The organism is Psychrobacter cibarius, from assembly GCF_016107535.1.
Classification (GTDB): Bacteria; Pseudomonadota; Gammaproteobacteria; order Pseudomonadales; family Moraxellaceae; genus Psychrobacter; species Psychrobacter cibarius.
In genome coordinates this window covers 211,781-223,978 of sequence record NZ_JABASQ010000001.1, presented here as the reverse complement: position 1 = coordinate 223,978, position 12,198 = coordinate 211,781, and the positions used below count along the sequence as shown (strand labels likewise).

Genomic DNA, 12,198 nt, shown 5'->3' with positions numbered 1-12,198 from the left:
TGTTATAAATAGAGTATAAAGGGTATGGTCAAATAATGTCATACATCTGCATGACATTATGATTTGATGATTAGTACTCTTAAAAGATTAGTGCCCTTAATAGTGGATCGTTTTAACGACCGTTTTAATGACAAATTTAACGATTAGCAACTTTGAGGTTCTCATAAGTGCCTTTTACCAATATATCAGTGGTAACCTTATTGATATCAGTATGACCACAGAATGCCATCGATAGATCGCACTCTTTATGGATGATTTCCAGCGCACGGCGCACGCCATCTTCGCCATAAGCGCCCAGACCATAAAGAAAAGCGCGACCAATCATCGTTCCTTTTGCACCCAATGCGCGCGCTTTTAGTACATCCTGACCCGAGCGAATGCCGCTGTCTAACCACACCTCGATATCGCTATTTTCAGCATGCACCGCTTGTACGATATCGGATAGGGCAGATATGGAAGAGAGGGCGCCATCTAATTGACGACCACCGTGGTTTGAGACGACCAGTGCATCGGCACCGCTACGAGCAGCCATAATGGCATCTTCAGGTTCCATGATACCTTTAATAATTAATTTGCCGCCCCACATATCTTTGATGCGCGCCACGTCATCCCAGCTCAAGCGCGGATCAAATTGCTCTTCCGTCCAAGCGGTGAGAGAAGATAAGTCGTCCACTCCTTTCGCATGACCGACGATATTGCCAAAGCTATGACGTTTGGTGCCCAGCATATTCATACACCACTGAGGCTTGGTCATCAAGTTGACGATATTGGCAAGTGTAGGTCTAGGCGGTGCAGACAAGCCATTTTTGATGTCCTTATGGCGCTGTCCCAGCACTTGTAAATCCGCGGTAAGGATCAATGCCGAACAATTGGCATCTTTCGCCCGCTGAATCAAATTGGCCACATAGTCATGATCGCGCATCACATATAGCTGAAACCAAAACGGCTTGCTGGTATGGGTGGCAATATCTTCGATAGAGCAGATACTCATGGTCGATAGCGAAAACGGTATGCCGAATTTTTCTGCTGCCCGCGCGGCATGAATCTCGCCATCCGCCCACATCATACCGGTAAAGCCAGTGGGCGCGATGGCGACGGGCATTTTTACCTCTTCACCAATCATCTGGGTTGCCAGACTGCGATTGTCCATATCTACCAATACCCGCTGGCGTAACTTGATACGGTCAAAGTCGGTTTCATTGCTACGATAAGTCGTCTCAGTCCATGAGCCTGAATCGACATAATCATAAAACATACGCGGTACTTTACGTTCGGCAACGCGGCGCAGGTCTTCAATTTCAGTAATTTTGCTCAAATTTTTCATTATGTTCTCACTACATCGTTTTATATTGTCGGCTTGCTATGATTGCATGAAAAGTTGCTGTAAATCCATGACTGAAAATGGATAGTTTAATCGTGTTGATGGTGTCAAAATCACCGGAATAATAGTGGCAAATTCCATCATCAATGGTTCATCGAAATGAGCGATATCGACCTGTTGATAGGCAATCGGCTGTACGGCTTGAAATTGAGTCAGCACTTGCTTCGCGATGTCGCACAAATGACAGCCAGACGTTCCAAGTAGCCACCATTTATCATTATTTTCAGCATGACCAAGATCGGGGTTTGCAGCAACCATACGTTCCCGTAAGGCTTTTATATTATTATCATCGTACATATTTATTCTCTTGTCTTAATACTTGTCACAAAGTTTCGGTTTTTAGGACTTCGATTGCCAGTATAAATACGGCCTGATCTTTTTTACGTAGACTCTATGGCATGATAAAGAAGTGGGGTAAATAATGACAGCGATTGTGAGATTAGGTAAGATGACCTGCTGTTTTTAATTACTGGCTCTTCAGCTCATCTTATCTTATTACCTTTTCAATCACTTGGATATCGCGCATGGCAAGTTTTGGCAAATTTTTCAAACGATTATTGATGGCAATCATGCTATTGGTCGTCGCATTTCATGTATTAGTCGCTGGGCTACTATTAATTTGGAAAACGCAGCCGATTAATAACAGCATGTTTATGCTGACTCATCGTTTGACGGGCGGTACTGTCACCCAAACTTGGGCTGAATACGATGCCATCGCAAAATCTGCCAAACAAGCCGCGATAGTGAGTGAGGATTCGACATTTAGTCAGCACAATGGCTTTGATTTCAAAGGCATTGAGGCGGCACGTAAGAAAAATGAAGAGACGGGTAAGATGTCCGCTGGTGGCTCAACGATTACCCAGCAGCTAGCAAAAAACTTATTTTTGACCTCGCATCGCTCGTATGTTCGTAAAATTGAGGAAGCGATTATCACTGTCATGATTGAAACATTATGGGACAAGCAGCGTATCTTGACCGCTTATCTCAATGTGGCAGAGTTTGGCAATGGTATTTATGGTATCGAAGCAGCAGCTCAGCACTACTTTGATAAATCTGCGGCCAAGCTGAATCGTGATGAATCAGCCTTACTTATTGCTATGTTGACCAATCCAAAATACTACGAAGACAATCAGGGTGATAGACGTTTACGCAATAAACAACGTATTATCAAAAAGCGAATGAGCAATGCGGTGTTACCACAATCAGCTTAATGGATTGTACCTAATACTATTTAACAAATAGCGCCGTGTTTTTGAATGATAGTTTTAAGCGATAGTTTTAAGTGATAGTTTTAAGTGATAGTTTTAAGTGATAGTTTTAAGTGATAGTTTCGAGTAGTAATGGATGAAAAAAGAACCCTGATAAATTTCTTAGTGGAAAAGCGATTATAAAAGACAATTGGTATTGAAGATGATGGCGTATCGATAACGCAAAGGAGTAGTGACGTGATGGATGTGAATAATAAGCAGGACACTGATAGCAATAATACAGTGATAGCAGTTGATAATAAAAGCCACCATACAGAGAGTCACAATGACAATTTAACTGAGGTTGCATGGCAGCGTTCAGAAGACGGCAGCTATTCACCCAGCAGTTATATCAATCGCGACTTGTCTTTATTACAGTTTCATTTACGTGTCTTAGCGCAGGCGGCAAGTCCTCATCATCCGCTACTTGAGCGCTTGTTTTTCTTGATTATTTTCTCATCGAATATCGATGAGTTTTTTGAGATTCGTGTCGCAGGCATTATGCAAAAGCTCAATATGGGTGATGTCTCGACCAGTGTTCATGGCATGCGTCCCAGTGAAGTGCTGAATGAGATATCTACCGTAATGCACGATGCCATCGCTGAGCAATATCGTATTCTCAATGAAGATATCTTACCAGCACTGGCGCTTGAGGATATCCGTTATCTAAAACGCGATGAGCTAAATGCTGAGCAATCGGCATGGATGAAGCGCTACTTCACTGAGCAAGTATCGCCAGTGTTGACACCGATTAGCATTGATCCGGCGCATCCGTTTCCGCGTTTGGTCAATAAGAGCTTAAACTTTATCGCTACTTTAGAAGGTAAAGATGCCTTTGGTCGTGATATCAATCTAGCGATTGTGCCCGCACCGCGCAGTTTGCCACGCGTGATTCGCCTGCCTGATGAGCTGACAGGTGGCAAAGAACACCATGTCATGCTCTCAGCTATTATCCATGAGCATATCGGTGAGCTGTTCCCTGGGATGAGTGTGACTGGCTGCCATCAGTTTAGACTGACGCGCAATGCCGATTTAGATTTGGCTGATGATGTTGAAGATATTGCTAAGGCTCTGGAGGGCGAGCTAGAAAACCGCCGCTTCGGTGATAAAGTGCGGCTAGAAGTCACCACCGATTGTCCAACGCCTATCAGTGATTATTTGCTCAATGAATTTGAGCTGCATGACAATCAGCTGTACCGCGTCAATGGTCCTGTCAACTTAACGCGCTTATTGTTTGATTTCAATATTCCAGCGCTGCGCTATCAGCCCTTTACCCATGTAGTGCCAAAAGAGTTCCGCCGTGAGATGGATAAGCTGGACAAAGCAACCAGTATGTTTGCCGCCATGCGTAAAAGCGATGTGCTGGTGCATCATCCTTTTCATGCATTTTCACCGATTATCAATCTGCTTTGGCAAGCGGCGAGCGATCCAAAAGTGTTAGCGATTAAGCAGACATTGTACCGCTCAGGCACCAATTCAGAAATCGTTAAAGCATTGGCTGCTGCTGCTCGTAATGGCAAAGAAGTGACTGCCGTCATCGAGCTGCGTGCGCGTTTCGATGAAGCCTCTAATATCGCCGTCGCCAATTATTTGCAAGAAGCGGGTGCGGTCGTTGTTTACGGGATTGTCGGCTATAAAACCCACGCCAAGCTGATGCTCATTGTGCGCCGTGAGGATGATCGAATCCGCCGCTATGTGCACTTAGGGACGGGTAACTATCATGCCGCCAATGCCAAAGTTTATACCGATTATGGTTTATTTAGCGCAGATCCTGATATCTCAGAAGATGTACATAATATATTTCAAGAGTTGACGGGAATGGGTAAGCCTGCCAATCTCAAAAAGCTGCTGCATGCGCCTTTTACCTTGCATGATAAGTTGATAAGCTTTATCGATGATGAAATTGCTCATGCAAAAGCCGGCAAGTGCGCTCATATTATCGTTAAGGTTAATGCTTTAACCGAACGTCGATTGATTAGCAAGTTATACGATGCCTCGCAAGCAGGCGTCAAAATCGAGCTCATTTTACGCTCCATGTGTTGTTTGCGTCCGCAAGTAAAAGGTCTATCAGAAAACATTACCGTACGCTCTGTTATCGGGCGTTTTTTAGAGCATACGCGTGTTTATTATTTCTATAATAATGGCGACGAGCGCTTATATTGTGGTAGTGCAGACTGGATGGATCGTAATTTATTCCATCGCGTCGAAGTGGCATTTCCAATCGAAGACAAAAAACTGTTTAAACAAGTATATCAAGACGGTTTACTTAACTATCTGAAAGACAATACCCAAGCGTGGATACTTAGCGGTGATGGTGTTTGGCAGCAGCTGCAACCAGCCGCAGATGAAACGCCGCATACTGCTCAAGGGTATTTATTAAAAGTGATTAATGGCGTTGATGCATCAAGCTAGCTTAATATTTCAACGACATCTTCAAAGCGGTAAAGACGTCTTTACGATCAATAAATACCAAGCAAAAAACCAAGTGTAGAGTATTCTCTATGCTTGGTTTTTTTTGGTAACCGATTTGTCTAAGTTACAAACTGTCTTGTAACCTCACATTTATTCACATATTGATACGGCAGCACACTGGTGCAGGCCGTTATCTCATCCTTATAATCAAGGTCAGCCCTCACGCTATTATTAAACGGATTTGATGGTTTAATAAACAATTAGCACTCTAGTAATTCATGCAAAATTGATCGTATTACGATACAGAGCAGAGATTGCCTAAATCAACGAATTATAAAAATAGGAAACACCTTATGAGCAATACCGATAATGACACATCAGATATCAAAAAAGCTGCTGAGCAAGCAGACAGTCAACAAATTGCGCAAAACCTTCAAGATAATAAAGAGGTCGATGCGCCTGAAGCATTAAGTAAAGACGAGCAAACCTCTTTTATTGAAGATGATTTGCGTACGGATAAATGATAAATAAGCTGTGATATCAACATTCGGATTAACTTATTTTATCTATTAATGACATATTGATGCGAGGGATCTGCAATGCCAAATAATACTCATCCAAATCACGAAGAAGCGGTACCAGTTCGTGATCCAGCCGCTTTACACCCAGACAATGCACAAGACAGTTATGAAGGTCGTAAGCACGAACCTAATATCGATGGTCCACAACAAGAGTCGCAAGAAACGGACGAGATATATGCTGACCCTCGTAAAGAAGAGAATTTACCCGCTGGTGGCAAGAACGTCGCAGATCTGAATGCCTATGACCTAAGCCAAGAAGGCAATGAATAGTACGGCTTACAGGCTAGGTTGAGTTGGGTATTAAATCAGGCTCACCATTTGCTAAACCGCCATAAAAAATCTAAGCACATTAAGCAATTGCCAAAACACGAATAACAATAATAAGGATATAGCCATGCAAACCAATGATCCAGCACTTACCAAGACACGCATCAGTGAAAATGATGACTTAATCGATAGTCATGATTCTGCTAATAGCTTCTCTAGTAGTCCTACTTCTAATGAGCATAGTGATAGTGGCATTGAAAAGAGCATCACTGAAAATAAAGGAACGGATACTTTTAAAGAAGGCGTCGTTAACTCAGAGCATGTCAATGATAATGACAACCCTGCACGTCAGCCTGATCGTCGAGACCAAGAAGGTAACGCCTTTGATGATGGCGTGAATGAGCATACGATGGTTAGCGAGACATCTAAAAGCGAAGGTATTAACAACATGAATCGTTATGCAAATATCGATAATGCTCAAACACGGGTGTTAAATCCTGACGAAAAGGATTAATTACAGATTTTTTATCTTTAGAGAATGACTATTATGATAATAAGGAGTAATGATGAATACGCCAGATGACAAGGCTGTCGACCAAGACCATCAGTTAAGAGATGCGAACGATAACCATGGCATCGTACCTGATGATGCGCTACAAAAAGTCAATCCAGCAGCGGCAGAAAGAGCAACCGATGATCACGATCCTCATCATGTTGCGAAGGATAGTAAACAGTACGACAGCTCATTAATGAAAGATGATAAATAACCATTCATTTTGCTATAATGAAGTTCAAATAAAAGGCTAATAAGTGAAGTAGCAGACCAGAGGATGAAGCTTGGTTAGTTACTTCACTTATTATCTGTGTAATTTTTATTGTATAAGAGAGTATCTAATCGAAAATGATACCTAATCTTATGTATTTAAGCAGGTGTGCCGCTATGAAAGCGTAGCTCATGATCTGGGCTAGAAATCAGTTCTGCTTCTACTTCTTTAAAAAATGCGACACGCTCATCAATATTATCCTCAGACAGTGATTGAGCTAAGGCTAAATAATCCTCAAAGTGACGACTCTCCGACTTAAGTAAGTAGCGATAATACTTTGCCAAACGTTCGTCGTCGATGACCTCAGCAAGGGCGGCAAAACGTTCACAAGAGCGTGCTTCGATAAATGCGCCAATTATCAACACATCAACCATCGCTGCTGGCTCATAAGTACGTTTGTGCTTTAACATGCCTTTGGCATAACGTCCAGCACTCAGATATTTCCACGCCTGACCACGGTCATTCATAATACCTAAGACCTGCTCATAATGAAGCATTTCTTCGCGTATCAATTGTGCCAATTTACGCTGCAAATCATAAGAAAACTCATAGCGGAATATGAGATTCATGGCAGTGCCAGCGGCCTTTTTTTCGCAATTGGCATGATCTTGAATGATCAGCGGTACATTCGCAATCGCCGCATCAACCCAAGCTTGTGTTGTGCGCGCACCCAAAAAATTATAAACAGCAGATAGGTCAACCTTGATCGGGGTGCGTAGCTTTGTGATATCAACATCGTCCTCATCTATCTCGTCTTTTACTATACTAGGTTCTTCTATATTGCTGTCGTTCATAACTTTGTCGTTACTGTTCTTGGTTCTTATATCTTCTTTATTCATAGTTTTTGCCATAATCGAACGTTTAAAAGGTCTTTTTCTAATATTAAATAGATAACGGTTAAGCATAAATCCGTGAGGTAATGATTACTGACAGTTTGTCTATGCGATATCAAGTATTGATGGATAAGCACTAATAAAACCTCTTAGCGCCTGTTTCATATAGATTATCATTATAATACAACCCCAGTATTTATCTAGTGAATGATGTTTTCTTGTTTATTTCTTTATTTGATAGTAGGATGATATTTTGCTTAAGCGCTATTTTGTCTTACTATTGATGTGTCGCCATATTGTGTTGTCGCAGTGATGATGCTTGCCAATGTTATGCAGTTGAAACCGTTTACAGTAGGTGCAAGGCAACCGAGCTCAAATCGTACACTGAGTACATTAAGCAAGGTTGATACCATCATCCGTTATAAATGCTTTGACCATGCTAATGGCTAAAGCGGCAAAAATATAGGTTAATAGCATAGCATAAATAGTTAATTTGCTATTAACCACCAGCTTGTAAGATATATCAGTAGGTTTGCTTAGTATTTCATCTAAATTTGGAATAGATGTCTAAGACCGACAATGTGTAATCATTGCGGTAGCAACTTCGTATTCACACCCCTCACGAACAGATAAGGATAACAACATGAGCCAGTCTTCTAACGCCAATCGTATTCAAAAAGGCATTCTTGCCATCGACCAGCAATTGTATGACTTTATTGAAAACGAAGTGCTGCCGAAAGTCGGTGTTGATTCAGATAGTTATTGGTCAGGTTTTGAAAAAGTCATTAAGGAGTTTACGCCGCGCAATAAAGCATTGCTTGCAACTCGCGACAAGATTCAAGCGCAGATTGACCAGTGGCATCTGCAACATCCTGCCAAAGACGGCAACATTGATTATCCTGCTTACAAAGCATTCTTACAAGAGATTGGCTATCTGTTGCCAGAAGGCGATGATTTTAAAGTTAGCACAGAAAATGTCGATGATGAGATTGCTCATATTGCAGGGCCGCAGCTAGTCGTACCAGTACGTAATGCGCGCTACGCATTGAACGCAACCAACGCTCGTTGGGGCAGCTTGTATGATGCTTTATATGGTACTGACGTTATCAGTGATGAAAATGGTCAAGAAGCAAAAGGTGGTTACAATCCAACTCGTGGCGCTGCTGTCGTTGCTTATGCCAAACAATTCCTAGATGAAAACTTTGCATTGGCGTCAGGTTCATATAACGACGCGACCGGCTTTAAAGTGGTCGATGGTAAGCTTGAAATTGTCCAAGGTGATAGCAGTACTGAGCTAAAAGATGCCGAAAAATTCGTTGGTTTCGTCGGTGATGCAGAAAGCCCAACGGGTATTTTATTAAAAAACAACGGTTTGCATGCAGAGATTCAAATAGATGCCAATCATCCAGTCGGTAAAGACGACCCTGCACATATCAAAGATGTGCTACTAGAGTCAGCTATTACGGCAATTCAAGACTGTGAAGACTCAATCGCTGCCGTCGATGCAGAAGAAAAAGTGGAAGTGTATCGCAATTGGCTTGGTCTCATGAATGGTGATTTGCTAGAAACCTTTGAAAAAGGTGGCAAAACCCGCACACGTCAGCAAAACCCAGATCGTGAATACACCACCCCAGATGGTGGCAAGCTTATCTTGCCAGGTCGTTCATTATTGCTGATTCGTAACGTCGGTCACCTCATGCAAAACCCTGCAATATTGGTCGACTTGGGTGATGGTCAAGAACAAATATTTGAAGGCTTAATGGATGGTCTAATTACACCACTATTAACGCTCAATGACCTTAAAGGTAAAAATGCGCTATCGAATTCACGTAAAGGTTCAATGTATATCGTTAAACCAAAAATGCATGGCCCTGAAGAAGTCAAAATGGCCAACGATTTATTCAATGCTGTAGAAGACTTATTAGGCTTAGAGCGTAATACCATCAAAATCGGTATCATGGATGAAGAGCGCCGTATGACGGTCAACTTGAAAGAAGCCATTCGCCAAGCGAAAGAGCGTGTCATTTTCATTAACACAGGTTTCTTAGATCGTACTGGTGATGAGATGCATACCAGCATGAATGCAGGCCCATTTGTACCTAAGGGTGAGATGAGGTCACAAGCATGGCAGCCAGCTTATGAGCAGTGGAACGTTGATATCGGTTTAGAGACTGGTTTACAGGGTGTTGCTCAGATTGGTAAAGGCATGTGGGCGAAGCCTGACGAGATGAAAGAGATGATGGACACCAAAGCTGCACATCCTAAGTCTGGAGCCAGTACCGCATGGGTACCATCACCAACAGGGGCAACCTTGCACAGCATGCACTATCATCAAGTGAGTGTTTCTGATGTTCAAGACAGCCTAAAATCACGTGAGCGTGCCAGCTTAGACGACATTTTGACCATTCCTTTAGCAAAAAATACCAATTGGACTGATGAAGATAAACAGCAAGAGCTAGACAATAATGCTCAGGGCATCTTAGGATATGTTGTGCGTTGGGTAAATCAAGGCGTTGGTTGTTCTAAAGTACCGGATATCAATGATGTGGGTCTGATGGAAGACCGTGCGACTTTACGTATTTCAAGTCAACATATTGCCAACTGGTTGCATCACGATGTCGTGAGCGAGCAGCAAGTGATGGATACGATGAAGCGTATGGCAAAAGTGGTGGATGAGCAAAATGCAGGCGATAGCGACTATCAGACGATGGCAGATAGCTTTGACCACTCTTATGCCTTTAAAGCGGCCTGTGACTTAGTGTTTAAAGGTCGTGAGCAGCCGAGTGGTTATACTGAGCCATTATTGCATCAGGCACGTCTTGATCTAAAAGCAGGCTGCTAATATTGCGTAGGTTAACATTAAAATATGGCATGCTTGATATTACATTATGAGACTTATATGATTGACTAAGCTTCTTCTTGGTTTCTATATTTAATAAGGAGTCTGTAATAGCCATTGACTAAGGTTATAGTCTGGAAACAAGAGCAGTGAAAACACCTTTTTTACTGTTCTTGTAGCAATTTTCCGATCTCAATTGTGACTATCAATATGTCATAAATCACATTTATTAATTCTTATTAGCCCTATTTGTTAATGAACAAGTAGGGCTTTATTTTTGTTAATGAAAGGGTATTCATTAAGCTAGTTTCAAGTTCTTGGTAATTATATTAATCAATAGTATCTTTATCTATTTGAGCGGATAGGGATTTTTTTACAATGACCTACATTCTATAGTAGATATGGCATTCAACAAATACTGGGTTTAAAAATCTAAAAAAAATGTTGCAAATTATGTCAAAGTTGTTATGCTTGTATTCGAAGTATGAGTTTGGTAACGGATGTTACGCAACGGAGCGATAAAGACCTAAGATTACATGGCAGTTACTTTTTAATCCCAGTTATGTAAGTCATTGTTTTTTTCATCTTACTGTAATAGAACTTCGCCACACTTGTTTCTGACTAATCTCGGTAGCCAGTTACACATTATATCTTTGAGGATTTGTGACGATACCATTATGAGCACCAGCTAATCATAGCTAGCTTATTACTAAAATTGTAAAGTGGAGATACCCCATGAAAAAACTACTTTTAGCTACAGCAGTTGCTGCCCTATCTGTATCTGCAGCCAATGCAGCACCGACTGTCTATGGTAAAGCATTCTTAGCTCTTGACTACGTCAATGCCGAATTTGATTCAAGCCTTCCAGGTCTTGATCTTGATGAAGACACAGTAGAGATCAATTCTCATTCTTCACGTTTAGGCTTTAAAGGTTCTGAAGCTATGACTGCCAATACTGATGTTATCTATCAGTTAGAGTATGGAACAAGCATCGATGGTGATAATGCTACTTTCTCTAACCGTGATACGTTCCTTGGTGTTAATAACAAACAATTTGGTGAGTTCCGTGTTGGTAAAAACCAATCTAGCCTAGACAGAATTAACAACGTTATTGTTAATGAAGGCTATTGGGATAACCTAGGCAACAATGAAATGGAAAACGACGTTGTTGAAGCCTTAAACATGGCTGACAGTAGCCGTATCAATAGCTCAGTGATCTGGACTGCACCAAAATACAACAACCTACCATTAGAATTGTCTGCTATGTACAGCTCTGATGATCAAAACAGTAACGATGATGCTGGCTTTGGCGTTGCCATGTTGTTTGATCAAGGTACAGGCTTCACTGCTGGTGTTGCGTACGATAAAGATCAAAATATCAGTGGTGATATCATCCGTGGTACTGCAACTGTAGACTTAGGCAAATTCATCGCTGCCCCTGTAACACTTGGTGCGCTATATCAAGTAGCTGATTATGATTACAGCAATCGCGATACTAAGAAAGAAAAAGGCTTAATCGTTAGTGCTGCAATGGGTCTAACTAACTTTGCTCGTCCAGCATCTGTATACGCACAATACAACAAAACTGATAACCTTAATGGCTGGAATGATGCTAATTCAGATCAAATCGTTGTTGGTGGCAAATACTTCTTTAAAGATAATGTCATCATGCATGCCTATGCTGGTATGAACAATGCTGATAGTGTTAGATCTGTGAATATCGACGGTGACAACGTAGTTTACGGTGCACCTGGTGATGCTGAAGTATTCGTAGTTGGTAGTGGCCTAGAATACAAATTCTAATCTAAGCATTA

Annotated in this window: 11 protein-coding genes; 8 read left to right on the top strand and 3 right to left on the bottom strand. The window is 41.7% G+C overall.

Annotated elements, in window-relative coordinates:
* Positions 1–136: 136 nt before the first annotated feature.
* Together JFC08_RS00975 and JFC08_RS00970 are read right to left on the bottom strand one after the other, a co-directional pair.
* Entirely contained in the window at positions 137–1,324 is a 1,188-nt protein-coding gene (locus JFC08_RS00975; RefSeq protein ID WP_198329367.1) for an alpha-hydroxy acid oxidase, read from the bottom strand.
* Positions 1,325–1,360: 36 nt separating this feature from the next.
* Positions 1,361–1,678, bottom strand: a complete 318-nt coding sequence (locus JFC08_RS00970; protein ID WP_198329366.1) for a glutaredoxin family protein — start codon at positions 1,676–1,678, stop codon at positions 1,361–1,363.
* 227 nt (positions 1,679–1,905) lie between these two features.
* Here JFC08_RS00970 and mtgA point away from each other — a divergent pair, with 227 nt between their 5' ends.
* The 6 genes from mtgA to JFC08_RS00940 all read left to right on the top strand — a co-directional run bounded on the left by mtgA (position 1,906) and on the right by JFC08_RS00940 (position 6,655).
* Positions 1,906–2,592: a monofunctional biosynthetic peptidoglycan transglycosylase gene (gene mtgA / locus JFC08_RS00965; protein ID WP_045453173.1), complete on the top strand. Its 687-nt coding sequence runs from the start codon at positions 1,906–1,908 to the stop codon at positions 2,590–2,592.
* Between the two features lie 237 nt (positions 2,593–2,829).
* Positions 2,830–5,040 carry a polyphosphate kinase 1 gene (ppk1, locus tag JFC08_RS00960; protein ID WP_198329365.1) on the top strand — a complete coding sequence of 737 codons (2,211 nt, stop codon included), beginning with the start codon at positions 2,830–2,832 and terminating at the stop codon, positions 5,038–5,040.
* A 353-nt stretch (positions 5,041–5,393) separates the two neighbouring features.
* On the top strand, positions 5,394–5,564 hold the full coding sequence (locus JFC08_RS00955; protein WP_198329364.1) for a hypothetical protein: 171 nt from the start codon (positions 5,394–5,396) through the stop codon (positions 5,562–5,564).
* 75 nt (positions 5,565–5,639) lie between these two features.
* Complete coding sequence (locus JFC08_RS00950; protein WP_198329363.1) at positions 5,640–5,891, top strand: hypothetical protein; 252 nt, start codon at positions 5,640–5,642, stop codon at positions 5,889–5,891.
* Between the two features lie 124 nt (positions 5,892–6,015).
* Positions 6,016–6,402, top strand: coding sequence for a hypothetical protein (locus JFC08_RS00945; RefSeq protein ID WP_198329362.1), 387 nt, complete (start codon positions 6,016–6,018; stop codon positions 6,400–6,402).
* 52 nt (positions 6,403–6,454) lie between these two features.
* A complete protein-coding gene (locus JFC08_RS00940) occupies positions 6,455–6,655 on the top strand; it encodes a hypothetical protein (RefSeq protein ID WP_198329361.1) in 201 nt (66 codons plus the stop codon).
* 155 nt (positions 6,656–6,810) lie between these two features.
* Here JFC08_RS00940 and JFC08_RS00935 read toward each other — a convergent pair whose 3' ends face one another.
* Complete coding sequence (locus JFC08_RS00935) at positions 6,811–7,506, bottom strand: MiaE family protein (protein ID WP_420825201.1); 696 nt, start codon at positions 7,504–7,506, stop codon at positions 6,811–6,813.
* Between the two features lie 682 nt (positions 7,507–8,188).
* On the opposite strand from JFC08_RS00935, the gene JFC08_RS00930 reads away from it, so the two are divergent.
* Positions 8,189–10,387 (top strand): malate synthase G, encoded by a 2,199-nt coding sequence (locus JFC08_RS00930; protein WP_198329359.1) that lies wholly within the window; start codon positions 8,189–8,191, stop codon positions 10,385–10,387.
* 732 nt (positions 10,388–11,119) lie between these two features.
* Positions 11,120–12,187, top strand: coding sequence for a porin (locus JFC08_RS00925; RefSeq protein ID WP_198329358.1), 1,068 nt, complete (start codon positions 11,120–11,122; stop codon positions 12,185–12,187).
* Positions 12,188–12,198: the final 11 nt, after the last annotated feature.

Excerpts from the sequence above, each read along its gene's own strand:
- JFC08_RS00975 (WP_198329367.1), bottom strand. The coding sequence starts at position 1,324 with ATGAAAAATTTGAGCAAAATTACTGAAATTGAAGACCTGCGCCGCGTT.
- JFC08_RS00970 (WP_198329366.1), bottom strand. The coding sequence starts at position 1,678 with ATGTACGATGATAATAATATAAAAGCCTTACGGGAACGTATGGTTGCT.
- mtgA (WP_045453173.1), top strand. The coding sequence starts at position 1,906 with ATGGCAAGTTTTGGCAAATTTTTCAAACGATTATTGATGGCAATCATG.
- ppk1 (WP_198329365.1), top strand. The coding sequence starts at position 2,830 with ATGGATGTGAATAATAAGCAGGACACTGATAGCAATAATACAGTGATA.
- JFC08_RS00955 (WP_198329364.1), top strand. The coding sequence starts at position 5,394 with ATGAGCAATACCGATAATGACACATCAGATATCAAAAAAGCTGCTGAG.
- JFC08_RS00950 (WP_198329363.1), top strand. The coding sequence starts at position 5,640 with ATGCCAAATAATACTCATCCAAATCACGAAGAAGCGGTACCAGTTCGT.
- JFC08_RS00945 (WP_198329362.1), top strand. The coding sequence starts at position 6,016 with ATGCAAACCAATGATCCAGCACTTACCAAGACACGCATCAGTGAAAAT.
- JFC08_RS00940 (WP_198329361.1), top strand. The coding sequence starts at position 6,455 with ATGAATACGCCAGATGACAAGGCTGTCGACCAAGACCATCAGTTAAGA.
- JFC08_RS00935 (WP_420825201.1), bottom strand. The coding sequence starts at position 7,506 with ATGAACGACAGCAATATAGAAGAACCTAGTATAGTAAAAGACGAGATA.
- JFC08_RS00930 (WP_198329359.1), top strand. The coding sequence starts at position 8,189 with ATGAGCCAGTCTTCTAACGCCAATCGTATTCAAAAAGGCATTCTTGCC.
- JFC08_RS00925 (WP_198329358.1), top strand. The coding sequence starts at position 11,120 with ATGAAAAAACTACTTTTAGCTACAGCAGTTGCTGCCCTATCTGTATCT.